General features: G+C 49.1%; 27 protein-coding genes. 18 read left to right on the top strand and 9 right to left on the bottom strand.

Annotated elements, in window-relative coordinates:
- Positions 1-169: 169 nt before the first annotated feature.
- From MKQ70_RS28895 to MKQ70_RS28885, 3 genes are all read left to right on the top strand, one after another.
- Positions 170-1,735, top strand: a complete 1,566-nt coding sequence (locus MKQ70_RS28895) for a regulatory iron-sulfur-containing complex subunit RicT (RefSeq protein WP_248077439.1) — start codon at positions 170-172, stop codon at positions 1,733-1,735.
- A gap of 79 nt (positions 1,736-1,814) precedes the next feature.
- On the top strand, positions 1,815-2,897 hold the full coding sequence (locus MKQ70_RS28890; protein ID WP_248077436.1) for a rhomboid family intramembrane serine protease: 1,083 nt from the start codon (positions 1,815-1,817) through the stop codon (positions 2,895-2,897).
- Positions 2,898-2,929: 32 nt separating this feature from the next.
- On the top strand, positions 2,930-3,328 hold the full coding sequence (locus MKQ70_RS28885) for a hypothetical protein (RefSeq protein ID WP_248077433.1): 399 nt from the start codon (positions 2,930-2,932) through the stop codon (positions 3,326-3,328).
- A gap of 117 nt (positions 3,329-3,445) precedes the next feature.
- Here the strand turns inward: MKQ70_RS28885 and MKQ70_RS28880 are convergent, their stop codons facing one another.
- The 4 genes from MKQ70_RS28880 to lptB all read right to left on the bottom strand — a co-directional run bounded on the left by MKQ70_RS28880 (position 3,446) and on the right by lptB (position 7,758).
- Entirely contained in the window at positions 3,446-4,498 is a 1,053-nt protein-coding gene (locus tag MKQ70_RS28880) for a nucleoid-associated protein (protein WP_248077430.1), read from the bottom strand.
- 148 nt (positions 4,499-4,646) lie between these two features.
- The gene (gene fabG, locus MKQ70_RS28875) at positions 4,647-5,396 is read right to left on the bottom strand and encodes a 3-oxoacyl-[acyl-carrier-protein] reductase (protein WP_248077427.1); all 750 of its coding nucleotides are present in this window, start codon (positions 5,394-5,396) and stop codon (positions 4,647-4,649) included.
- Between the two features lie 14 nt (positions 5,397-5,410).
- Entirely contained in the window at positions 5,411-6,967 is a 1,557-nt protein-coding gene (locus tag MKQ70_RS28870) for a GH3 auxin-responsive promoter family protein (RefSeq protein ID WP_248077414.1), read from the bottom strand.
- 29 nt (positions 6,968-6,996) lie between these two features.
- The gene (gene lptB, locus MKQ70_RS28865; RefSeq protein WP_248077411.1) at positions 6,997-7,758 is read right to left on the bottom strand and encodes an LPS export ABC transporter ATP-binding protein; all 762 of its coding nucleotides are present in this window, start codon (positions 7,756-7,758) and stop codon (positions 6,997-6,999) included.
- Between the two features lie 250 nt (positions 7,759-8,008).
- Between lptB and MKQ70_RS28860 the strand changes: the two genes are divergently transcribed.
- Positions 8,009-8,821, top strand: coding sequence for a methylenetetrahydrofolate reductase (locus tag MKQ70_RS28860; protein WP_248077399.1), 813 nt, complete (start codon positions 8,009-8,011; stop codon positions 8,819-8,821).
- A gap of 212 nt (positions 8,822-9,033) precedes the next feature.
- On the opposite strand, the gene MKQ70_RS28855 is transcribed toward MKQ70_RS28860, so the two are convergent.
- From MKQ70_RS28855 to MKQ70_RS28835, 5 genes are all read right to left on the bottom strand, one after another.
- Positions 9,034-9,729 carry a porin family protein gene (locus tag MKQ70_RS28855; RefSeq protein ID WP_248077397.1) on the bottom strand — a complete coding sequence of 232 codons (696 nt, stop codon included), beginning with the start codon at positions 9,727-9,729 and terminating at the stop codon, positions 9,034-9,036.
- Positions 9,730-10,239: 510 nt separating this feature from the next.
- Entirely contained in the window at positions 10,240-10,683 is a 444-nt protein-coding gene (locus MKQ70_RS28850; RefSeq protein ID WP_248077394.1) for a porin family protein, read from the bottom strand.
- Positions 10,684-10,722: 39 nt separating this feature from the next.
- Complete coding sequence (locus MKQ70_RS28845; protein ID WP_248077392.1) at positions 10,723-11,424, bottom strand: porin family protein; 702 nt, start codon at positions 11,422-11,424, stop codon at positions 10,723-10,725.
- Between the two features lie 128 nt (positions 11,425-11,552).
- A complete protein-coding gene (locus MKQ70_RS28840; RefSeq protein WP_248077383.1) occupies positions 11,553-12,425 on the bottom strand; it encodes a redoxin domain-containing protein in 873 nt (290 codons plus the stop codon).
- Positions 12,422-12,970, bottom strand: coding sequence for a DUF4369 domain-containing protein (locus tag MKQ70_RS28835; protein ID WP_248077371.1), 549 nt, complete (start codon positions 12,968-12,970; stop codon positions 12,422-12,424). The genes MKQ70_RS28840 and MKQ70_RS28835 overlap by 4 nt, the downstream gene beginning before the upstream one ends.
- Positions 12,971-13,202: 232 nt before the next feature.
- Here MKQ70_RS28835 and MKQ70_RS28830 point away from each other — a divergent pair, with 232 nt between their 5' ends.
- The 14 genes from MKQ70_RS28830 to MKQ70_RS28775 all read left to right on the top strand — a co-directional run bounded on the left by MKQ70_RS28830 (position 13,203) and on the right by MKQ70_RS28775 (position 22,007).
- Positions 13,203-13,874 carry a class I SAM-dependent RNA methyltransferase gene (locus tag MKQ70_RS28830; RefSeq protein ID WP_248077368.1) on the top strand — a complete coding sequence of 224 codons (672 nt, stop codon included), beginning with the start codon at positions 13,203-13,205 and terminating at the stop codon, positions 13,872-13,874.
- A 29-nt stretch (positions 13,875-13,903) separates the two neighbouring features.
- Positions 13,904-14,440 (top strand): 23S rRNA (uracil(1939)-C(5))-methyltransferase RlmD, encoded by a 537-nt coding sequence (gene rlmD, locus MKQ70_RS28825; RefSeq protein WP_248081714.1) that lies wholly within the window; start codon positions 13,904-13,906, stop codon positions 14,438-14,440.
- Positions 14,441-14,454: 14 nt separating this feature from the next.
- The gene (locus MKQ70_RS28820; protein ID WP_248077365.1) at positions 14,455-15,132 is read left to right on the top strand and encodes a rhomboid family intramembrane serine protease; all 678 of its coding nucleotides are present in this window, start codon (positions 14,455-14,457) and stop codon (positions 15,130-15,132) included.
- 17 nt (positions 15,133-15,149) lie between these two features.
- Positions 15,150-15,278 (top strand): hypothetical protein, encoded by a 129-nt coding sequence (locus MKQ70_RS39915; RefSeq protein ID WP_282456856.1) that lies wholly within the window; start codon positions 15,150-15,152, stop codon positions 15,276-15,278.
- A gap of 116 nt (positions 15,279-15,394) precedes the next feature.
- Entirely contained in the window at positions 15,395-15,967 is a 573-nt protein-coding gene (locus MKQ70_RS28815) for a rhomboid family intramembrane serine protease (protein WP_248077362.1), read from the top strand.
- A 152-nt stretch (positions 15,968-16,119) separates the two neighbouring features.
- Entirely contained in the window at positions 16,120-16,311 is a 192-nt protein-coding gene (locus MKQ70_RS28810; protein ID WP_248077359.1) for a DUF6576 domain-containing protein, read from the top strand.
- 143 nt (positions 16,312-16,454) lie between these two features.
- On the top strand, positions 16,455-16,634 hold the full coding sequence (locus tag MKQ70_RS43900; protein WP_504909368.1) for a hypothetical protein: 180 nt from the start codon (positions 16,455-16,457) through the stop codon (positions 16,632-16,634).
- A 17-nt stretch (positions 16,635-16,651) separates the two neighbouring features.
- On the top strand, positions 16,652-17,053 hold the full coding sequence (locus MKQ70_RS28805) for an exonuclease/endonuclease/phosphatase family protein (protein WP_248077356.1): 402 nt from the start codon (positions 16,652-16,654) through the stop codon (positions 17,051-17,053).
- A complete protein-coding gene (locus MKQ70_RS28800; protein WP_248077353.1) occupies positions 17,008-17,532 on the top strand; it encodes an endonuclease/exonuclease/phosphatase family protein in 525 nt (174 codons plus the stop codon). Before MKQ70_RS28805 ends, MKQ70_RS28800 begins: the two co-directional genes overlap by 46 nt.
- Before the next feature lie 115 nt (positions 17,533-17,647).
- On the top strand, positions 17,648-18,871 hold the full coding sequence (locus tag MKQ70_RS28795; protein WP_504909365.1) for an endonuclease/exonuclease/phosphatase family protein: 1,224 nt from the start codon (positions 17,648-17,650) through the stop codon (positions 18,869-18,871).
- Positions 18,858-20,354 carry a cysteine--tRNA ligase gene (cysS, locus tag MKQ70_RS28790; RefSeq protein WP_248077342.1) on the top strand — a complete coding sequence of 499 codons (1,497 nt, stop codon included), beginning with the start codon at positions 18,858-18,860 and terminating at the stop codon, positions 20,352-20,354. Before MKQ70_RS28795 ends, cysS begins: the two co-directional genes overlap by 14 nt.
- 12 nt (positions 20,355-20,366) lie before the next feature.
- A complete protein-coding gene (locus MKQ70_RS28785; RefSeq protein ID WP_248077340.1) occupies positions 20,367-20,639 on the top strand; it encodes a hypothetical protein in 273 nt (90 codons plus the stop codon).
- A complete protein-coding gene (locus MKQ70_RS28780; RefSeq protein ID WP_308199557.1) occupies positions 20,588-21,346 on the top strand; it encodes a M28 family peptidase in 759 nt (252 codons plus the stop codon). Before MKQ70_RS28785 ends, MKQ70_RS28780 begins: the two co-directional genes overlap by 52 nt.
- A gap of 28 nt (positions 21,347-21,374) precedes the next feature.
- Positions 21,375-22,007 (top strand): DNA-3-methyladenine glycosylase family protein, encoded by a 633-nt coding sequence (locus MKQ70_RS28775; protein ID WP_248077335.1) that lies wholly within the window; start codon positions 21,375-21,377, stop codon positions 22,005-22,007.
- Positions 22,008-22,310: the final 303 nt, after the last annotated feature.

Below are 22,310 nucleotides of genomic sequence, written 5' to 3'. Positions count from 1 at the left end.
TAAATCAGTATTTTTAAAAGCGTTGAGCTTCAGACTGGATTTGTTTTATTTGTAAATTTTAAATTGATATAATATGGCTTGTGCCGGATGTGGTACAGGTGCGGAAGGGAAGCCGTCAGGGTGTAAAAGTAACGGAGGATGCGATACGGGCGGATGTAACCGCCTCAATGTGTTTGACTGGCTGGCGAATATACCCCTGGGTGATAGTTTAGCACCATTTGACATTATAGAAGTAAGTTTCAATAACGGTAGTCGTAAAGATTTTTTCCGCAATGTGACCAAACAGCTCTTTGATAAGGGAGACATGGTGGCAGTGGAAGGCGTAAGCGGCTTCGACGTTGGCATGGTAAGCGTTACCGGTGAATTGGTAAAGCTCCAGATGAAAAAACGCCGCGTGGAAGATACACCCGAAGTAAAAAAACTGCTTCGCCGCGCTACGAACGACGACCTGAACAGGATGAGGGATAATAAAGCCCGCGAAAAGGAAGCGCTGATCAAATCACGCGCGCTGGCCCGTAACCTTGGACTGGAAATGAAACTGACAGAAGTGGAAATGCAGGCAGATGGAAGAAAGGCAACCTTCTTCTATACCGCCGATGATCGCGTGGATTTCCGCGAGTTGATCAAAATATTTGCTGCTGAATTCCGCGTAAAAGTGGAAATGCGCCAGATCGGCGCCCGCCAGGAAGCCGGTAAGGTTGGCGGTATCGGCAGTTGCGGCCGTGAACTCTGCTGCTCCACCTGGCTCTCTGACTTCAAATCGGTGAACACCACCGCTGCCCGTTACCAAAACCTCTCTATTAACCAGGCAAAACTTAGTGGCCAGTGCGGTCGCCTCAAATGCTGCCTGAACTACGAACTGGATACGTACCTGGACGCACTCAAAGAGTTCCCTGAAGATGCCGATACCATCGAAACCGCAGGTGGCACCGCCTCCCTGCAGAAACGCGATATCTTCAAAAACCTGATGTGGTACTCCTACGACAACAGCAATAAACAATACCCGCTTACCATTACCCGCGTAAAGGAAATCCGCCACCTCAACAAACAAGGGGTGAAACCGGAAGAACTGAAAGCAGTGGAAGTGGTTAGCAGCAAGCCGGCTAAAGAAGCCGACCTCGGTTTTGTGGATGTGGTAGGACAAATCAGTCTCCGCTCCCTGGAAAAAGCTTCCCAGAAACGGAAACAGAAGGGTAAAGAAAAGCAACAGCAAGGGAAAGATAATAAAGGCGGCAGAGGCCCACAGCAGCCCCAGCAAAAAGCCAAAGGCGACAATGCTCCCAAACAAAAACAGGAGAATCGTCCCAACAGACCCGAGCAGCAATCTAAACCGGAAGGCCAGCAAAAGCCAAGGCAGGAAAACCGTCCGCCAAGGCCCGAAGGCCAGCAGGGACAGCGTCAGCGTCCCGAAGGGCAAAAGCCGAAGCAGGACCGCCCGCCAAGACCTGAAGGTCAGCAGCAGGGACAGAAGCCAAGGCCCGAAGGTCAGCAGAAGCCGAAACAGGAGAACAGGCCGCCTCGCCCTGAAGGCCAGCAACAAAAACCGAGGAACGAAGGGCAACCACAAAAGCCCCGTCCCGAAGGTCAGCAAGGTCCCAAACCGGGAGGCCAGCCCCGAAATGATGGGCAAAAGCAGGAAAGCAGGCCACCAAGGCCCGATGGACCGCAGAAGCCCCGGCCGGACAATCGCCCCCAGGGTCAGCGACCACCGAATTCTTCGCAGAACGATAATTAGTAATATATTTACAGCAGCGTAGTCAACAGACTACGCTGCTTTTTTAACCTTTCTTCAAAAACCGCTTAAACCTATTCCTATGATCGGTTTCCCTCCCAGGGCGCAAATGAGCGTTTACCTGGATCAGCTCACCCCTGCCCAATACCTTGCCCTCACCTGGAAGGCCATGGAACAACTCGGCTGGGACATCAGCAACGTCGAGGAAAACAGCATTACGGCCATCACACCTTTTTCATTGCGCTCCTTTTACGACCGCGTAGTGGTGAACATTTCCTCCTACGAGGCCGAATTTTCCAGTACCAGTATGGGCATGCAGATTATCGACTTCTTTAAAAACCGGAAAGACCTGCAACTGCTTACAGCGACCATCAGCCACCTGGCTGAAAGGCTTTCGGCAGAAGAACTGGAGCAGGAAGTAGCAACACGCCGGTTGAAATCGATGGACAAACCGGCACATTACCATATCACGGCTAATCGCGAGCGCATCGTGGAAGGCTTTTTCGCAGTATTTAAACCGGTACCCGGTTATACCATAACGCCCATCATCATTACGATCAACGTACTAATCTACGTGATGCTGGGCCTTACGATGATGTTCACCGGAAACTCGTTTTTATGGGTACATCCGCAAATCCTCGTGCAATTCGGGGCGGACTTCAAGCTGTTTACGCTCATTGATCAGCCGTGGCGTGTGTTTTCGGCGGTGTTCATGCACGCTTCCGTGTTGCATATCTTCTTTAACATGTACTTTTTAATGGTATTAGGCATTTACCTCGAACACATCCTCGGGTACCGGCGCTTTCTGGCAGCCTACCTTATCTGCGGCTTCGCTTCGTCCACGATCAGCATCTGGTGGAACGACCTGTTGCCTTCCGTGGGCGCATCCGGCGCCATTTATGGACTGATCGGCGTGTTGTTCGCCATGTTCAGCATCAAAAACCTCATCGAACCCAGGGAACGTAAAGCATTGCTGAGCAGCATACTAATCACTATTGTCGTAACAAACGTCCTGTCATTTGTAACCAAAAGCAACACGGACCATGGCGCGCATTACGGCGGGCTGGTATTCGGCTTTATATTGACACATGCCTATTACTTCGGGGTGTTTCAGGATAAAAAGCCTGGCTCAAAAAGTGGGCGTTCCCAAGCGCGGCCGGTTTAATTACCGTACTGGCACTGATATTTTTCTTTTGCATGAAGTGGGGCGCCGAAGACTACCGCGACAAAGTGCAGCGATTGGAACGTAATGAAGCCATGGCTGCCACCGCCTCCGACTACACGCTCTACTCCAACGGCCGCACTATCATGAGCGACCGCACAACGGCCAACAAAATCAAAAACTTTGGCATTTACTACTTCGACGAAAACCTGGGCATGCTGGCCGAAATGCGCGAAAGCACCTTTTCCCCGGGCGCACTGCGGCTCAATAGTGCTTTGCAGGAGTATTATGGCTTATACAAACAATACTATGAGGTCCAATACCTGCGTGCCTCCGAAGGCAGCTACTACTATAACGCGCGCATCGATCAGCTGTGGGACGAGCTGGAAGTGGAAAAGAAGAAACTGGCAAAGATGGGCTGGGGCGTACATTAGTGCCATGTTCATATAGTAAAACACCCGCTTACAGGTTGTACGCGGGTGTTTTATTTTATAGGAAAAAGTTAAAGTGTGCGACGGCTAATGGGCCAGCGCACTGCGGCCGGTTACACCCTAATGCTCCTCCTCGAAAAATAATTTATAAAACTGCATGTTGTTTTGCTCGTCGAAACCACGCTCAATCATTTCACGGTCGCCATGTATGTATACGTGAAAGTTGCGGTCCAGCTTGAGGATGCTTTTAAATACGCGGCCGGATTTCTTCATCGCGGGACCAGAAATATCGAATTCATCGGGCACATCGAGGCGGTTTTCCTTTTGATAATGATCGCGGTATTCGCGGAATGATTCGATCGCGTCCTGGTTGCCAAGTACTTCGGTGGCAAATTCTTCCAGCTGAAACTGTTCTTTCTCTTTAAAATAAGTGGCCGTACGGTTCAGGAGGTCAATCTGGTCGGCGCGGTTCATATCATACTCCTCCGGCAAACGCTGCTCGACGAACTGTTTGCAAAGGTTCACCATAGTTTCGGTCTGGTGGTAATTATCCTCGCGTCGTACCACCTGTAAAAACGCATCTTTCCAGTACACCGCTTCATTTTCTTTGTTGCGGGTATCAATCACGCTCACTTTGTAGCCCTCGCCCCTCTCCATATTGAAGATCAGGCAGCCCTTATCCAGCTTGCTGATGTTGATGCCCTCATCATGATTCACCTCGTAATTATCACTGTTCAGGAACACTTTCAGGTACGTATCCTTGTTCTCCGACTTAAAAATCCCCACTGCTTCTACCTCTTCGCCATCAACGAGACAGCGGGAAAAATACACGATGTACAATTCACCGCCCTTGATCTTAGGATGGGTACTGTGTTTATATAAATGTTTAGCAATGTGCACACTTTGGTCCAGAAAGCTGTCCTTATCGTCGAAAATATTGCTGCAATACTTAAAGATCTCGTTCAGCTCCAGGTCCGCCTCGTGCGTAAACCGGAAATACTCGCCGTTGTTGGTGAAGGGCTGTATAAAATAGGTCAGCAGCAGGTTGGCCACCGTTTCGTCCGTCAGTTCAAAAGGCTGTTGCGAAAGCAGCAGCGGCTCGTCTTGCGAGGAGTTGCCTACTTTATGTATAATAAACCTTTCCAGGTCTTGTATCTGCTGTACGTTAATCATATTACCATCAATTTTTTGTGCCACCGGCGTCAAATCCTTCTTCAGCCGCCGTTGCGTCGCACGCTTCAACTTGTTCTCCCCTATTGCACAATGCAAAGGGCAGCCTTGTTAACACAAAACCGCCCTTTACGTTTATCAATATAAAATATTACATATTTAAACCGCCGCACACGCTCAGTGTCTGGCCGGTGATGTAGTTACCCATATCGGAAGCCGGGAACAGGCAGGCGTTGGCAATGTCTTCGGTCTTACCGAAACGCGCCAAAGGAATCTTATTGATATAGCCCTGCGCCGCTTCACCGTCTTTCAGGTAATTGGTCATATCGGTTTCCACAAAACCCGGTGCTACGCTGTTCACGCGAATGTTACGGCTGCCCACTTCGGCGGCAATGGATTTCGAAAAGCCGATGATGCCTGCTTTGGAAGCCGCATAACTGCTCTGTCCCGCATTGCCTTTTACGCCAATAATGGAGCTCATGTTAATGATGGAGCCGCTGCGCGCTTTCATCATCGGACGAATCACCAGTTTGGTCATGTTATATACGCTCTTCAGGTTGATGTCCATCACTTCATCCCACTGATCTTCGCTAAGGCGCAGCAGGAGATTGTCTTTGGAAATGCCAGCGTTATTTACGCAAATATCTACTGTACCAAATTCTTTTACCACATCGTTTACCATAGCTTCACATTCGGCGAATACACCGGCGTTGGCTTTGTATGCTTTGGCTTTTACACCCTTTTCGGTCAGTTTTGCTTCGAGCGCTTTCGCTTTTTCGTCGCTGCTAACATAAGTGAAAGCTACGTTTGCGCCATGTTCCGCGAACAGCAGTGCAATAGCTTCACCAATTCCCCTGCTCGCACCGGTTACTATTGCCACTTTGTTTTCAAGTAATTTCATTGTTTGTTGTCAGTTTAACAATTGGTAAAAAAATAGGAAAAAGAAGATTGGTTATTTTTTGATGAAGGCCGGGATTTCCTCCGGTGGTGGCGTTCATTATGAAGGCGTGGTACTTTATGCTGGCCGCCGAGTTTGCCCTTGCTCTTCAGCCATTCGCAGAAGGTGTTGGGCGGCACGCTGTGTACCAGCGGCATGCGCAGTGCGATATCTTTATGACGTTTTGCCTCGTAATCGGAGTTGATTTTTTTGAGCGTATCGTCCAGCACGGTCACAAATTTATCGAAGTTATCCGGTGCTGTTTCAAACTCGATCAGCCATTCGTGGCCCCCATTGCCTGCATCGGAGAAGTAAATCGGGGCTGCGGTATAATCGGCCACCAGCGCGCCGGTAGCTTCGCAGGCCGCAGCAATCGCTTTATCGGAGTTATCTACGATCAACTCTTCGCCAAATGCATTGATGAACGATTTGGTGCGGCCGCTCACACGGATGCGGTACGGCGCCAGGCTGACGAACTGGATGGTATCGCCCACCAGGTAACGCCATAAGCCACCGTTGGTGCTGATGATGAGGGCATAGTTTTTACCCAGCTCCACTTCATTTAGCTGTAAGGTACGCGGGAATTCTTTTCCGTATTCCTCCATGGGCATAAACTCGTAGAAGATACCATGGTTCAGGAACAACAGCATGCCTTCTTCACCCATAACGTCCTGCGACGCAAAGAAGCCCTCGGATGCGTTATACGACTCCTGGTAATGCATGTTAGGCTTGCGGATCAGTTTTTTAAACTGTTCGCGGTACGGCGTGAAGCTCACACCGCCATGGCCGTACAATTCCAGGTTAGGCCATACGTCGGCCAGGTTGTCGGTTCCGGTAAGTTCAAATATGCGTTTGATCAGAACGATGGTCCAGGTAGGCACCCCAACAATAGACGTTACATTTTCGTGTATCACCTGCTGCGCCATGCGCTCGATCTTCTCTTCCCACTCGTCCATAAGGGCGATGGAAAGATCTGGCGTACGTACCAGGTTACCGTAAAACGGCATGTTCTGCAGCATTACGGCGCTCAGGTCGCCATAATAGCTGTCGCCATCCGGCGACAAATTGTTTACCTGATGGCTGCCGCCGATGGCGAGCGACTTACCGGTAAGCAACTCCGAATCGGGAAAGTTGTTATAGAACAGCGAAAACATATCCCGGCCGGCGCGGTAATGGCACTCGTCCAGGCTTTCCACAGAAATAGGAATGAATTTACTTTTGTCGGACGTGGTGCCGCTCGATTTGGCGAACCACTTGATAGGCGTGTTCCAGAGTATGTTTTGCTCTCCTTCCATCATCCTTTGGATATAGGATTTAATGGAGTCGTAGTTTTGTACCGGTACCCGGGACTTATATTCTTCTATCTTAAAAATATTGGAGAACCCGTATTGTTTACCAAACTCGGTGTATTGCGCGGCGCTGAGCAAGTTTTGAAACACCTGCTGCTGTACCTGCAGCGGGTATTGCATAAAATACTCGATACGCCCCATGCGCAACCTTGCCAACTGTGATATTGCGGGACTTAAAATCTTCATAAAGGTTTATCCTAGGGTGAAATCGTTGATTACTGTTTAGCTGCCTCTTCCAGGTAATTTTTTCTCCTCAGCACGAAATTCTGGCCAAGATACACTTTTCTTACCTGTTCGTCTTCTGCAAGTTCTTCGGCCGAACCGGCTTTCAGAATTTTGCCTTCGAACAGCAAGTAGGCCCTGTCGGTGATGGAGAGGGTTTCTTGTACGTTGTGATCGGTAATGAGAATACCGATGTTTTTATACTTAAGCTTTGCTACAATTGACTGAATATCTTCCACGGCAATGGGGTCGATGCCCGCAAACGGCTCATCCAGCAGAATGAACTTGGGATCTACCGCCGTGGCGCGGGCTATTTCGGTACGGCGTCGCTCACCACCGGAAAGTACGTCGCCGGGGCTTTTCCTTACGTGCGTGAGACGAAACTCGTTGAGCAGTTCTTCCAGTTTGGCTTTTTGCTGTGCCCGGGTGAGATTTGTCATTTCGAGAACGGCGGAGATATTATCTTCCACGCTCAGTTTCCGGAAAATTGACGCCTCCTGCGGCAGGTAACCGATACCCATTTGGGCGCGTTTGAACATCGGAAGTTTGGTAATATTCACGTCTTCGAGGAATACTTCCCCCTCATCCGGCTTGATGAGGCCCACTACCATATAAAATGATGTGGTTTTACCAGCGCCGTTCGGCCCAAGTAAACCTACAATTTCGCCCTGACTTACTTCTACAGACACATGGTTTACCACCGTGCGGGCCCCGTAGCGTTTTACCAGTTGTTGGGTATGTATTCTAAGTGACATAAATGATCAAACTTCGCAAAAATAAGAAAATAGTACTCGCAAAGCCTTTATTAGCTAATTATGTACCGATATATTATTTTTGGATAGTTTTAACAAGCCGCCACTGAACATATGAAAGTAACCGAACATATAGCGCAGGCAAAGGATACGCTCATCTCCTTCGAAATACTGCCCCCCTGAAAGGAAAAAGCATCGAATCTATTTATGACCACCGGATCCGTTGATGGCTTTTAATCCGGCTTTCATTAATGTGACCTATCACCGCAGCGAACATATGTTCAAAAAGCGGGCAGACGGCTCCTTCGACAAGGTGGAAATCCGTAAGCGCCCGGGTACGGTTGGCATTTGTGCCGCTATCATGAACCATTATAATGTAGATGCAGTGCCGCACCTTATTTGTGGTGGGTTCAGCAAAGAGGAAACTGAAAACGCGCTTATCGACCTGGCTTTCCTGGGTATCGACAATGTGCTGGTGCTCCGCGGCGACGCTCCCAAAAACGAAACCTTTTTTGAACCGCATCCCAATGGCCACCGCTACGCCATTGACCTGCTGCACCAGGTGGCGCAGATGAACAATGGCATCTACCTGGAAGAAGACCTGGTAGAAGGGGTAAAAACGAAATTCTGCATCGGTGTGGCCGGTTACCCGGAAAAGCACTTCGAAGCGCCCAATATGCAAAACGATATCGAGCACCTCATCCGCAAAGTGGAGGCCGGTGCCGATTACATCGTTACACAAATGTTTTTTGACAACAAGAAGTTTTTCGATTTCGTGCAAAAGTGCCGCGACGCTGGTATAAAAGTGCCCATTATCCCGGGCCTAAAGCCGCTCACTTCCAAAAAGCAATTGTCGGTGCTCCCGCGTATTTTTCATGTGGATATCCCGACCGACTTCTCTAACGAAATCCTGAAATGTAAAACGGACAAGGAAGTGGAGGAGCTGGGGACCGAATGGCTGATTCAGCAGTCCTGCGAACTGAAGGCGGCTGGCATACCCGTGCTGCACTACTATACACTGGGCAAACCCAAAGTAATCCGGAAAGTAGTGGAGGCGATTGTATAAACAGCCACCACATCACTATAAAAAGAAAAGAGCCATCCGTAGATACGAGATGGCTTAATTTTTCCCTATAACTGTCACACCTTTAATAGTGAAACTTATTGTGATGATTCATTAAAAGACGCGCATCCCGGCGCATACCCCTATGCACCGGGAAATTTTTTTCAGGAAAGATCAAGCCTAGTAATCTTCGCGGTTAAACAGGTAACCAAGCGTTAAGCCGAGGCAGTAGTTTTTGGTGGAAGTGCCATTGTTGCGGTCCACATCAATAACCCCCTGGCAAAATTGGCGCTCAGCGATACGTGGTTATTGAATTCGAACCCCGCCAGTCCGTTGATGCCCATGTCCCAGGGAAAAATCCGCATCACGGAAGGGTTGGTATTAGACGAACGGGAGAACTGGATATCGCGGCTGTCTTTGGTGACAGTGGCTCCGTTGCGGCTTACCTTATAATCATACCTGCCTTTAAGGCCGTACGCGCCGTAAATACCTGCGCCAACCATAACACGGCCTATACCGACAGGTTGTTTGTACACAAGGTTTACCGGTACTTCAAGATAATTTAAACGCATGCTTGTCCCGGACGTAACATATGTATCAGTAAGGTCGGGCTGCTCGTATTTAACCGGCGTAAAAGTTGTGCCCTTGGTTACAAACCGCAGGCTGGACTGGATGTACAAATTATCCGGCGGCAGCGGAAAATTGAATAGCAGGTCTACATGAATGCCTTTTACCGGCTTGGTATAGGAAGCAACATTACTATAGTCACTTCGGTTTTGGCCATTAAAGGAAAAATCGGCAGATGTGTAACCTGCCTGCACACCCAAGCTCACCTGGGCTTTTGATACATTGGTTACAAACGTGGCTGAAAGAAACGTGAAGGCAAGGGAAATGCCGTAGAACTGTTTCATATTTGCGCTTTTTGCTTTTCTCTATTAAGTGCTCCGGGAAAAAATTCTTCGCCTGTGGGGTAATACGCTGTAAATACCGGCCTACGGCTGTTTACGCACGCAAGCAAGGGATCAGTTTCTCTGTATTCAGTTAGGTGTCCGGTATTAATTTGAGCTTACTTTCCTTCAGTAAATAGTTCTCTCTTGGGGGTTATAGGATAGCGAAACAAATTTGTCACATAAAGGTTGGTGATTTTTTTTCAAAAAATATCCAGCCGGCAGCTGTAGCACTAATATTTATTTTCATAATGCTTTGCTGCGGCTGGATATTTGTCCGTTGCCGTTATATATCAATTGGTTAGCGACCGAACTTATAGCCTACGGAAACACCGAAGGAGTTGTTGCGGAATGCATTGTCGCTATCTCCATCATGGCGAAGATTTACAAAACCCATCTCTGCATTCAGAGAGAAATTAAGGCCACTTTTCATTTCATAACCAATCTGCAGGTTACCGCCCGAATCGAATCTTTTTACACCATCCGGTAGTTATCATCAAAGATATCTTCTGAATTGCTGCCGAATTTACCGCCTACTGCATAAGCGAAGTAGGGTCCGATGCCCAGTAACATGTTACCGTTACCTACTTCCGGCTTAAACAGGAAGTTTACCGGCACGTTAATGTAATGAAGTGTTCTTTCGTAGCTGATATCGGTACCGCCGATGAAATCGCGGGAATCCTTGCTGCCTTTGCCAACATAAAGCAGGCTCGGTTGGATGTAAAACTCGTCCGCCAGGGGAATGTCGGCTGTAAAACCGCCACGGAACCCTACTTTCAGATCGCTGGTTTCTTTATTACCACCTACTTTTGTGGTTACACTAGAGAAGCTGGGACCGGCGACCACACCGAATTTTGTCTGCCCAAAGGAGAGGCCTGCAATACACAGCGCAAAGGCTGATAACAGAACTTTTTTCATGTTCGAAGTTGTTTATAATTGGTTTTTAATCGGGCTTGATTATTTACCGCCGAACAAATACGCCACCGAGAAGCTCAGTACACGGTTTTTGCTCTTGTCGTTACGGCCATCATCTTCGCCAGACACGATCTTAGCAAAACCCAGGCCATACTGCGCAGCTACCTGCACGTTGCCAAATTCAAAGCCTGCCATCAGGTTACCACCCCAGTCAAAACGTTTGTATTTGTCATAACCCTGATTAGGATCGCCAGTGTTGAACGGGGTATCGTCATCCCATTTAATATTGCTTTCGCCGGTTACTTTAGTAGCGCCGGAGCTAAAAGTATATTTGTTTTTACCTGCCACGCCAAAAGCTGCATACGGTCCTACACCTGCAAAAAACTTATTGCTGCCGTCGGCGCCTAACGGAATCTTACCTACGAAGTTTACCGGGATCTCGATATAAGATGGATTGGTCGTGGTTTTTAAATAATCTACATCGCTGGAGTTACCTCTTTCGATTTTAGAACCCTTAGTGCTGTAAAAAACACCTGGTTGCAGCGATAAGATTGGCGATAATGGGAAGTCGGCGATTACGCCCGCATTCCAGGAAGGAAGCATGTTGGCGTTGTCGGAGGTGCCATCATTCGCGTTGGAAATGTTAGAGAGGTTGAAACCACCTTTGATACCCACCCTTGCCTGTGCACTAACGCTTGCTGCAAAAGCTACTGCTGCAATGGAACATAAAATTTTCTTTGTCATAACCTTAGAAGTTTAATTGATTGTTTTGGTTTGCTTGCGAGAAGCAGAAGCCAAAGAACGTGCCAAAAGGCTGTCGTCATTTGGCAATCAATTGACATACAGGTTATTGCAAAGGGTTTAAGCAGGTCTTATTTAATCGCTGTTGTTGGTGTTTGTTTGTCCAGATGTTGTAGAAATCCGATCAATTGTTCCACGCCTAAACGTTTCGCAACGATCTTTTTCTTCTCATCAAGCAGGTAAATTACAGGTGTGCTGTATACATCGTAGAGGCGGCGGTAATTGCTCTTTTGTTGCGGGTCCCAAGCGTGCACCCATCCGGAGAGCTTGTTCTTTTTGATGAAAGCCTGCCAATCCTCTTTGGAGCCTTCTGTTTTAACCCCCATTACTGCTATGCCCTTATTGCGCCAGATGGCGTTGAACGCCGAATCGATGCGGGGCACTTCTGTTTTGCAGTGGCTGCAGGTGGGATCCCAGAAAACCAGGACGGTATATTTGCCTTTCACATTATACAACGAAACAGGCTTGCCGGTGGTATCTTCCAGCACCAGCGGCGGCGCGGGTTGCCCGATCAGGTTCGGGGCAATAGTATAAGCGCGTGAAATAATCTTGTTCTTCTGGTCTTCGGTAAGCCAGGTGGCATCGCCGGCCACATAATATTTTTCCACCAGGTGAACGAACACTGCGTCCATGCCCATGTAGGGCGAGGTTTCGTAGGTATTGGTCAGCCACCACAGCGTGAATTTGAACATTTCTTTATCCGCGCGGGTTTTGGTGAGAATTTTGTCTGCCTCGGCGGTAATGGAATCTGCCTCGGGCACAACCATCTGTGAAAAATACTTCTGTAGTTTGCCTTCGTACACGGGTGTGCGCACCAGGCGGCCGTCGGTAAGATCTGTATTATCCCAGTAATGCGCTTTATAATAACGATACGGGAAAGTGGAATCCGGTGAACCGTCTGCTTTCTTAGGCAGCGTTTGCGGCACTTCCGGTTCTTTCATCATCTTAAAAATAGCCGAAAGCAGGGCTTTCGGGTTTTTAGTGATGATTTCTTCTCTTTTATGTTGATTTTTTTAAATAACTCGGCTTGCACTGCGGCCGCTTTTGTCGTGTCTTCCTTTGTGCGAAGGGCCAACAGCCGTTGCATTTCGCGATTATCCGCCTCCAGGTTGCTAAGGTACTGGTTGTAGGAAACGAACAATTCATTATCGGGAGAGCCGGTATACACCGTACCTTTTACCAGGTCGGCCGTGTCCACGGTCATGGAAAAAGTTTGTTGCTTGTCCAGCAGCACTTCGGTATACCGCTGTCGCCCCGGCAATACCACCAGGTAAATGCCGCCGAGCGCCTTTTCCTTGCCTTTCAGCTGCGCCACGCCGTTGGGACCGATCTGGGCAGAGTCCATCAGGTAGGTGCTTCTGCCCATATAGTGACCGAGGTACACCGTTCCCTGCTTGTAATCCTTTACTTTAACGGAAATATCGTAACCCTGCGCGTGCAGGATCGTAGCCCAGAAAATGCCGATGGCGGTAATGAATAGTTTTTGCATAGGGATCATAAAAATAGGGAAAAAGGAGAACTTGTTTTCTTGTTACCTTTGCACCCGTGAGAAAAAAGCAAGTAGTTCTGGAAAACGTCCCGGTAAGTGGTTATGCCGCCGAAGGCAAAGCCCTGGCCCGGAAAGACGGTAAAGTAATTTTCATTGAAGGTGGCGTGGTACCCGGCGATGTCGTGGATGTAAGGCTTGGCAAGAATAAAAAGACTGGGCCGAAGGCAAAGCCGTGCATTTCCATACCCTTTCGCCCGACCGTACCGACCCGTTCTGCCAGCATTTTGGCGAATGCGGTGGATGCAAATGGCAGATGCTGCCGTATTCTATGCAGCTGGATTATAAACACCAGCAGGTAGTGGACCACCTTACCCGGATTGGCAAGATAGCCCTGCCGGACATTATGCCTATCCTGGGCGGCCAGGAAACCAGGTACTACCGCAACAAGCTGGAGTTTACATTTTCCAACAAGGCTTATCTCACCCAAAAAGAAATGGATGCAGCCGGCGATGGCGAAATTCCCCGCCGCAACGCGGTTGGTTTCCACATCCCCAAACTGTTCGATAAAGTACTGGACATACAGGAGTGCCATCTAATGGCGGAGCCTACCAATCTTATCAAGAACACGATCCGCGATTATGCGGAGGCGAATAACCTGGAATTTTTCGACATCCGGCAGCAAACGGGCTGGCTGCGCAACCTGGTGTTACGTATTTGTACCACAGGAGAGGTAATGGCCAACCTTGTTATTCATCATGAAGATAAAGAAGCGCGGGAGGCACTGCTCGATCATATTTTAAAAACCGTTCCCGGCATTACTTCGTTATTGTATACCATCAACCCGAAAAAGAATGATAGTATCTTTGACCGGAGCCGAAGGTATACTACGGCAAAGGTTATGTAGAAGAGCGGCTCGAAGATTTTGTCTTCAAGATCGGCCCCAAATCCTTTTTCCAGACCAATACTTACCAGGGCGAGGCGCTGTACAAAGTAACGCGTGAGTTCGCGGGACTAACGGGCAGCGAGGTGGTGTACGATCTGTATTGCGGTACAGGCAGCATCGGGATATTTGTATCCCGCCAGGCTAAAAAAGTAATCGGTATTGAGTTGATAAAGGAGGCTATTGATGATGCGATCATCAACGCTGAACAAAATAACGTAACGAACGCTACTTTTTACGCCGGTGATGTGATAGATATAGTGGACGATGCGTTCTTTGCCAAACATGGCGCGCCGGACGTGATCATTACCGACCCTCCGCGGGCGGGCATGCACGAAAAACTGGTGGAGAAATTGCTGGAAGTAGGCGCACCGAAAATAGTGTATGTAAGCTGTAACCCCGCCACACAAGCCCGTGACCTGGCCCTGCTGGACGCGATGTATAGCGTGGAAAAAGTGCAGCCTGTGGATATGTTTCCGCACACGCACCATATCGAGAACGTGGTTTTATTGAAAAAAGATAATTTTTAAAGCAAGCGCGAATCATGAGCTATTTAAGGCCCGGCGGCTTATTTTCCATCCCGGTGGTTATCAAAAACCTGATGATCATCAATGCACTGGTCTTTTTTGGAATGGTGACTGTAGAGTCGTCTGTTTCCAGGGATGCCGCTGATTGGATATCCAACCATTTTGCTTTGCATTATATTGGTTCAGAATACTTTATGCCGCACCAGCTGGTTACGCACCTGTTTATGCATGGTAGTTTCGGACACCTGTTTGGTAACATGTTCACCCTCTGGATTTTTGGCAGCATGCTCGAAAATTCGATGGGGGCAAAACGCTTTCTTACTTTTTACATGGCGTGCGGCGTTGGTGCCGCTTTGTTTTACATGAGCGTACAGGCTTGGGAATTCCACCAGCTTAACAGCCTTGTAAAGCAATTCCGGGATCAACCCAGCTACGAAACATTACTGGATCTGCAACGCCGTTTTCATATTGACAGGAACTGGCGTTACCAGGGCATCATCGAACAGTTTGGCGCAACTCCTAACGACCCGGGCATGGTAGCAGCCCTTAAAGTATTGGTTTCCCAAACGGCGACCTATTACCAAAATACCGCGCTGGTGGGCGCTTCCGGCGCTATCTTCGGCATCCTCTTTGGCGCAGCCGGATGTTTCCGAACGAGTTATTGTACCTGTACTTCCTTTTTCCTATTAAGATAAAATATTTCGCAGGTGTCATGATTATACTCGAAGTGGTGCGCATTGTGCAGAACAACCCGAACGACGATGTGGCTCACTTTGCCCACCTCGGCGGCGCGCTGTTTGCCTACCTGATCCTGCGAGGCTGGCAGCGAAGGCGGCATTAGCAGTATTACAAAACTTTAAACATAACTGCTTTTTTTTCATCGTTCCATCTTAAAAGCAGGGCACGGATTTTGAACTTTTGAAAGGATGGATTCTTTAAATTTGTAAACAAAGCATTATGGCCATGCACGCTGTAGAAAAAGAACGGACGCCACGCCTTTCCCTGGGCGAAGAACGGAATATGGTCACCCACTTGTTGGTTGTTAACCTGTCCGTGTTTATCCTGGTACAGTTTACGGACATCATTTACAAAATGGAAAATATGCCCGCCCTGTCGTTCGAACGCAGCGTGCTGGAAAACATCCGCGTGCCGGCGCATTTCTCCGAATTTATCACGCACCCCTGGACACTGGTATCAGCCATGTTCGTTCACACCCGCGTAATCGATATTGTCAGTAACATGATATGGCTGTGGGGCTTCGGCACCTTCTTGCAGCAACAAGCCGGTCACCGCAGGATATTACCCGTATACCTGTTTGGCGCGCTCACCGGTTTCGTATTTTACCTGGCTGCCATGAACCTCGTTCCGCCGTTTATGGCCATCCGTTCCGGCGCCTTCATGGCTGGTGCACAAGCCAGTGTAATGGCCCTGGCGGTAGCTGCGGTAGTCATTGCACCGAAATACCGCGTGTTGCCTGCTCTTATGGGGGCATTCCCTTCTGGATCATCGCATTCGTTTACTTCGCCCTGAGCATCGGCACACACACTGCCGATCGCGCAGAACTGACGCACTACCCCTTCCTCCTAGGCGGCGCACTGTTCGGCTGGATTTATGCAGCCCGGCTTAAAAAAGGCAAGGACATCGGCGAAGGCTTCAATAAAGCAGTACACGGCATCAGCCACATGTTTCACCCGGCTGACCAGAAAATATATAACCCGGAACAAATTCCGGGGTCCATCTTCCCTCAAAATCAAAAAGAAACGCCTTTCCGCAAAGTAGGCGCAGTACCGGAGCACCGTCTCGACGAAATCCTGGACAAAATCAACCAGGCCGGTATCGAGTCCCTTTCGCCCGAAGAAAAGAATTGCTCCTAAGAGCGAGCCGCGAAGAGGAAGGCGCCTGATTTTTACCGTACACACAAAATTCACGTACAAATTAGTGGCAGAGTGCTATTTTAGTGCTCCCTAACCTCTTTTAACGTGAATTTAGTTAAAACCATCATCCGGCGTTTGTTGCTATGGGGAAACGTAGCCCTTGCCGCCGGTCTTATTTTTCCGCTTACGCGCAGTATGTACGCCCCGATAAGTTCTGGCCGGCAGGTTTCGCCGGTTTCGGTTTCCCATTCCTGTTGGCGATTTGCGCGGTTTTGCTGGTTATCTGGCTGTTTTACAAAGAAAAAAGCGCTATTACTTCCTGATCTCCGCTGTGGCAATTTTGCTGAGTTCTAAGGCCATTTTGCAAAGCTGGGCGTTCCATCCTTTTCACAAGGCGCCGGAAAGCAGCGCGTCCGACTTTACTGTTATGAGCTTTAACTGCTCTATGTTCGGTATGCGCGAGTACAAAGACAACCCCGAACTCCGGCTTAAAATGTACGACCTGCTGGTAGAAGCGAAGCCAGACATCCTTTGCCTGCAGGAGTTTTACAGTAACGAGCATCCGGACCGCCTGCACAACGTGGATTCCGTGATCGTCCGGGGCGGTTATCCGTATCATTATTTTTCGAAAGACTTCACCCGCTGGGACACTGGCATTTCGGCACGGCCATTTTCTCCCGTTTCCCTATTGCCAATGTGCAAACCATTGACATGCTGGGCGGACCGGAAACGGAAAACATGATCCGCGCCGATGTGGTGATTGGTGGCGATACCGTACGTGTACTGAGTATACACCTGAAGTCGTACCAGTTTAACGAGGGCGATTACGCCAGTATTAACAGTGGCCTGGCGCAAAGCCGCGGCGTTGCCGGAAAGATGAAATCGACCTTCCACATCCGCGCTATGCAGGCAGACATTGTATCGGCCGAAATCTCGGGCAGTCCTTATCCGGTAATCGTAGCGGGCGACCTTAACGCCATCCCGGTTTCCCATACTTACCAAACCGTTCGCGGCAACCTGCAGGACGCGTTCCTGAAAACCGGGTTTGGATTTGGCCGTACGTTCTCCAGCCTGGCCCCTACCCTGCGTATCGACTATATTTTGCCGGACGAGCGTTTCCGGTACTGGACTTCCACATTTACCGCCGCTTCCGTTTCGAACACTTTCCTATTATCACAACGCTTAACATTAAGCACTAAAAATATTTGTTGCTGCGGGTAAATAAGCCCGCAGCAACACTTTTCGTATCTTCTTACCCCCTGCCCCATCCCATCTGCGCCGGCCTTTTTCCTTTTTTCCATTAAATTTATACCCGGCTATCACCAAACACGAAGCGTTGAGATTCTTACGATTATTCACAAGAGGGTTCTTTCTGACTGTAAATATTGCAGTCGTTATTTGCTTTTTGCTGGCATGCCTGGCCCCCTTTATCTCGCCGGCACGCTTCTGGCCGATCGGCTTCTTTTCGCTGGCGTTCCCGTATTTGTTTCTGCTGATGTTGCTGTTCGCCCTGTTCTGGCTCATTTTCCACCGGAAATACACGCTTATTCCAATTATAGCCATGCTCATCGGCTGGAAGTCTATTTCCTCTTTTGTAGCGTTTAACTGGCCCGGACAAGCGCAATCGGCGGATAGTACAACGAAAACTTTTACGGTGATGAGTTACAACGTAGCCCAGTTTGGCCTGTACCGCGACAAAAACAGTGCACCCACCCGAAAGGCCATGTTCGAAATGATCAAAGCGCAGGACGCTGATATTTTGTGCATGCAGGATTTTTATACCTCCGAAAAGAAAGGCGATTTCAACAACCGGGAAGATATCTCGCGCACCATGCACCTGCCGTTCCGTTTCTTTTCGAGCGATTTTAACAGGAATGGTTCGCAACACTGGGGATCAATCATCTTTTCTAAATACCCGATTTTAAAGTCCGATAAGGTAAAGCTCGACCTGGGGCCGATGGGTGAAAGTTTGATTTATGCGGATATCCTGCGCGAAGGCGACACCATCCGTATTGTAAATATGCACCTGGAGTCGTACCGGTTTAACCGCGAGGACTACAAATCCATCGAAAAAATTAAAAAGCAGGAAGATACAGGACTGGTGGCGGCCAAGGGCATCATGCAAAAAATGCGGGAAGCCTACGTACGGCGCTCCAAACAGGCGGACCTGGTATCGGGATTCATTAAGGAAAGTCCGCACCCGGTGATTGTTTGCGGCGACTTTAACGATACGCCGGCCTCTTACACTTATTTTACCGTAAAGGCAAGCTGCAGGACGTGTTCCTGGCCAAGGGCAACGGCATTGGCCGCACGTTCGCCAGCCTGGCGCCCACCCTGCGCATCGATTATATATTTGTGGACCCGGTATTCCAGATCCACAGCTTTAAAAAAGTGGAACAAAGCGGCCTGTCCGACCACTACCCGGTTATTACGAGCCTTTCCGTCCGGGACGACGCGGATAATTAACCGCCGCCGCCCTGCACAGAACATTCATTATATTTGCAATCCGCCCGAAAATCCAGAAATTCGGTCCACGATAATTGAATATGTCAGATTTTAAGATACACAACTCGCTTTCGCGACAGAAGGAAACATTTACACCCTTGTATCCGGGTCACGTTGGCATGTACGTCTGCGGCCCCACCGTATCCGGTGAGTCGCACCTGGGCCACGCGCGCCCATATATCACCTTTGATGTATTGTTCCGCTACCTGCAGCACCTCGGCTATAAAGTACGCTACGTGCGTAACATTACCGATGCCGGCCACTTCGAGGAAGAAGGTCGTGCCGCGGAAGATAAAATCGCCAAAGGCGCATTGCTGGAAAAACTGGAGCCCATGGAGCTGGTGCAGAAATACACCAACCTTTATCATTGGGCCATGTTGCAGTTCAACTGTAAAGAACCCAGCATTGAACCTACGGCTACCGGCCACATTACCGAGCAGATAGAAATGATCCAGAAGATCATTGAGCAGGGTTACGCGTACGAAGTAAACGGTTCGGTTTATTTCGATGTAAAGAAATATGCAGAGAATTTCAAGTACGGCATCCTGAGCGGCCGCGTGCTGGAAGACATGCTGGAAAGCAGCAACCGCGAACTGGAAAACCAGGGCGAGAAACGTAATAACGTAGACTTCGCCCTCTGGAAAAATGCACCGACCGAGCACCTGATGCGCTGGCCAAGTCCCTGGGGATACGGTTTTCCGGGATGGCATATTGAATGTTCGGCCATGAGCGGAAAATACCTGGGCAGCCAGTTCGACATACACGGTGGCGGTATGGATCTGCAGTTCCCGCACCACGAGTGCGAGATCGCGCAGAGCGAAGTGGCGCATGGTGAGCTGATGGCGCGTTACTGGATGCACAATAATATGATTACGATCAACGGTCGTAAAATGGGTAAGAGCTATAACAACGTGATTAAACTCACGGAGATGTTTGCCGGCACACATCCGTTGCTGGAGAAGCCATATGCCCCTATGACCATCCGTTTTTATGTACTGCAAACGCACTACCGCAGCACGCTCGACTTCTCCAACGAAGCCCTGCAGGCTGCTGAGCGCGGATTACAGCGCCTCTGGGATGCATATGAAACCTTGCAGAAATTGAGCTACGCCTCCAACGGAACGGATCTGAACGAAGAGCTGGAAAAAGAAGTACAACGCCTTTGCGAGGAATGTACAGAACATATGAACGACGACATGAACACCGCGAAAGTAATGGCCAATCTCTTTGAGCTGGCCCCGGTGATCAATTCGCTGCGCCACGGTCAGATTAAAATGAGCGAGATCAGCGAAACCACGTTCAACCTGCTGAAAAAAACCTGGGATGTTTTCCTGATCGATCTGTTGGGATTAATTCCCGTGAAAGCAGGCGACAGCAACAAACTGGGCGAAGTATTGCAACTGCTGATCGATATCCGCAAGGAAGCAAAAGCCCGCAAGGACTACGCTACTTCCGACAAAATCCGCAACCAGCTGCTGGACCTGGGCATCCAACTGAAAGATGAGAAAGACGGCACCGTAAGTTTTACTGTAGAATAAACAACAGAGGCAATGCAAAAATTAATGTGGATAACGGGAATGGCCATACTGCTGGCCGCCTGCCAAAACCAGCCCAAACCGGCGGAAAGCAGCGAAACCGCTACAACCAATACGCCTAATACTGCCGGCGTGCCTGTATTTTCGGCCGATTCGGCTTACGCATACGTGGCCAAACAAGTGAGCTTTGGTCCCCGCATACCGGGTACACCGGCGCAAAAGTTTGTGCCGACTGGCTGGAACAAACTTTACGTCCGCTTGCAGATACCCTGTATGTACAACGCGTAACAGTAACAGGCCCGCAAAAGCAAAAACTGCCCTGTATCAACCTTATTGCCAGCTTTAACCCCGCCGCCAAAGAGCGTGTGCTGGTACTGGCACACTGGGACACCCGTCCCTGGGGCGACCAGGACGCGTTTAACAAGAAAACGCTGATCGATGGCGCCGATGATGGCGGCAGCGGCATAGGGGTGATGATTGAACTGGCCCGCCAGTTTAAGCTGAAACATCCGGCTGTGGGCGTAGACCTGTTGTTTAATGACGTAGAAGACTACGGCGTTTCTGAAGTGGAAGACAGCTATTGCCTCGGCACCCAATACTGGGCTAAAAACCCGCATGTAAAAGGCTATAAAGCGAATTACGGCATCCTGCTGGACATGGTCGGCGGCCGCGGCTCGCAGTTTTTCATGGAAGGATTTTCCAAACGTGATGCGTACCAGCCCATGAAAATGTTCTGGGACGTGGCCAACCAACTCGGCTACTCGCAGTTCCGTTATGAAAATCCGCAGGACGCCGCCATTACAGACGATCACTATTATGTGAACACGCTGACCGGCATCCCAACGTTCGATATTATTGCCCTGCAGCCGAATGGCAGCTTTGTACCGCACTGGCATACCGCGAACGATAACATGCAGATCATCGATAAAAATACCCTCAAAGCTGTGGGCCAGACGTTGATGCAGGTGTTGTACGTTAATCCAATGGCGTACTAGGATACGGCCCGCGGACAATTCATCCGCCATGGCGAAAAAAACAAACATACCGGCGCCGGTTGAACTGGCTTACTTGGAGCATTTAAAGAAAGATAAGCGCCTGACAACAATAATTAATGAGCCGCTGGCCGTATTGCCTGTAAAACGCAATATTGCCCTGCGGCTCATTGCTTCTATTATGTCGCAGCAACTGAGCACCAAGGTGGCTACGGTGATTTACAATCGCTTCCTGGCGCTGTACGATGGCAAAGAACCTACTGCGGAACAAATAGTAGCGACGCCGCCCGAAACACTGCGGGCAATAGGGTTGTCTAATGCGAAAGTGGCATACGTACAGAACGTTGCACGTTTTGTGGTAGACGAAAAATTAACCGATAAAAAGCTGCACGCACTTGACAACGATGCGGTGATTGCCTACCTCACCCAGATTAAAGGCGTAGGGAGATGGACCGTAGAAATGCTGCTGATGTTTTATTTAGGCAGAGAAGATGTGTTTGCAGTCGATGACCTGAACCTGCAGCAATGCATGATTAAATTATACAAGCTGGAAAAGTTAGATAAGAAGGCACAGAAAGTGAAGATGCTGGCCATTTCCGCTAAATGGGCGCCTTACAGAACGCATGCCGCGCGGTATTTATGGGGATGGAAAGATGGTAAGTGATCCCGTGGTTGAAGGGTGTGACCTTTAGGTTTGTGAAAAGAAACAAAAGAGAAGATATTATTACTATTACTACTATAACTTTTTCTTTTTTGGTTCTTTTTTCTTTTTGTGAATTAACACGCAGATTGTGGATAACTGTAAGGTCAACCGGACTACGGCAGGCACTTTTAGAGTGACAAGGGTAAAACCCAGGTTGTGTTTTAATCCTGCCGTAGCCTGGTTTGAACAAAACCCAAATAGAAAATAAACGTAGAGCTTATTAAAGGTCTAGGGAAAGTTCAAACTGGTTGATCTCACTGGCTT

The organism is Chitinophaga sedimenti, assembly GCF_023156195.1.
In the GTDB taxonomy this organism is placed as follows: Bacteria; Bacteroidota; Bacteroidia; order Chitinophagales; family Chitinophagaceae; genus Chitinophaga; species Chitinophaga sedimenti.
This window is presented reverse-complemented; position numbering and strand designations above follow the sequence as displayed.

What these genes read in the sequence shown, in the direction of transcription:
- MKQ70_RS28890 (WP_248077436.1), top strand. Translation starts at nt 1,815, where the DNA reads ATGATCGGTTTCCCTCCCAGGGCGCAAATGAGCGTTTACCTGGATCAG.
- MKQ70_RS28885 (WP_248077433.1), top strand. Translation starts at nt 2,930, where the DNA reads ATGAAGTGGGGCGCCGAAGACTACCGCGACAAAGTGCAGCGATTGGAA.
- MKQ70_RS28880 (WP_248077430.1), bottom strand. Translation starts at nt 4,498, where the DNA reads ATGATTAACGTACAGCAGATACAAGACCTGGAAAGGTTTATTATACAT.
- fabG (WP_248077427.1), bottom strand. Translation starts at nt 5,396, where the DNA reads ATGAAATTACTTGAAAACAAAGTGGCAATAGTAACCGGTGCGAGCAGG.
- MKQ70_RS28870 (WP_248077414.1), bottom strand. Translation starts at nt 6,967, where the DNA reads ATGAAGATTTTAAGTCCCGCAATATCACAGTTGGCAAGGTTGCGCATG.
- lptB (WP_248077411.1), bottom strand. Translation starts at nt 7,758, where the DNA reads ATGTCACTTAGAATACATACCCAACAACTGGTAAAACGCTACGGGGCC.
- MKQ70_RS28855 (WP_248077397.1), bottom strand. Translation starts at nt 9,729, where the DNA reads ATGAAACAGTTCTACGGCATTTCCCTTGCCTTCACGTTTCTTTCAGCC.
- MKQ70_RS28850 (WP_248077394.1), bottom strand. Translation starts at nt 10,683, where the DNA reads ATGAAAAAAGTTCTGTTATCAGCCTTTGCGCTGTGTATTGCAGGCCTC.
- MKQ70_RS28845 (WP_248077392.1), bottom strand. Translation starts at nt 11,424, where the DNA reads ATGACAAAGAAAATTTTATGTTCCATTGCAGCAGTAGCTTTTGCAGCA.
- MKQ70_RS28840 (WP_248077383.1), bottom strand. Translation starts at nt 12,425, where the DNA reads ATGATGAAAGAACCGGAAGTGCCGCAAACGCTGCCTAAGAAAGCAGAC.
- MKQ70_RS28835 (WP_248077371.1), bottom strand. Translation starts at nt 12,970, where the DNA reads ATGCAAAAACTATTCATTACCGCCATCGGCATTTTCTGGGCTACGATC.
- MKQ70_RS28820 (WP_248077365.1), top strand. Translation starts at nt 14,455, where the DNA reads ATGAGCTATTTAAGGCCCGGCGGCTTATTTTCCATCCCGGTGGTTATC.
- MKQ70_RS39915 (WP_282456856.1), top strand. Translation starts at nt 15,150, where the DNA reads ATGATTATACTCGAAGTGGTGCGCATTGTGCAGAACAACCCGAACGAC.
- MKQ70_RS28815 (WP_248077362.1), top strand. Translation starts at nt 15,395, where the DNA reads ATGGCCATGCACGCTGTAGAAAAAGAACGGACGCCACGCCTTTCCCTG.
- MKQ70_RS28810 (WP_248077359.1), top strand. Translation starts at nt 16,120, where the DNA reads ATGTTTCACCCGGCTGACCAGAAAATATATAACCCGGAACAAATTCCG.
- MKQ70_RS43900 (WP_504909368.1), top strand. Translation starts at nt 16,455, where the DNA reads ATGGGGAAACGTAGCCCTTGCCGCCGGTCTTATTTTTCCGCTTACGCG.
- cysS (WP_248077342.1), top strand. Translation starts at nt 18,858, where the DNA reads ATGTCAGATTTTAAGATACACAACTCGCTTTCGCGACAGAAGGAAACA.
- MKQ70_RS28785 (WP_248077340.1), top strand. Translation starts at nt 20,367, where the DNA reads ATGCAAAAATTAATGTGGATAACGGGAATGGCCATACTGCTGGCCGCC.
- MKQ70_RS28775 (WP_248077335.1), top strand. Translation starts at nt 21,375, where the DNA reads ATGGCGAAAAAAACAAACATACCGGCGCCGGTTGAACTGGCTTACTTG.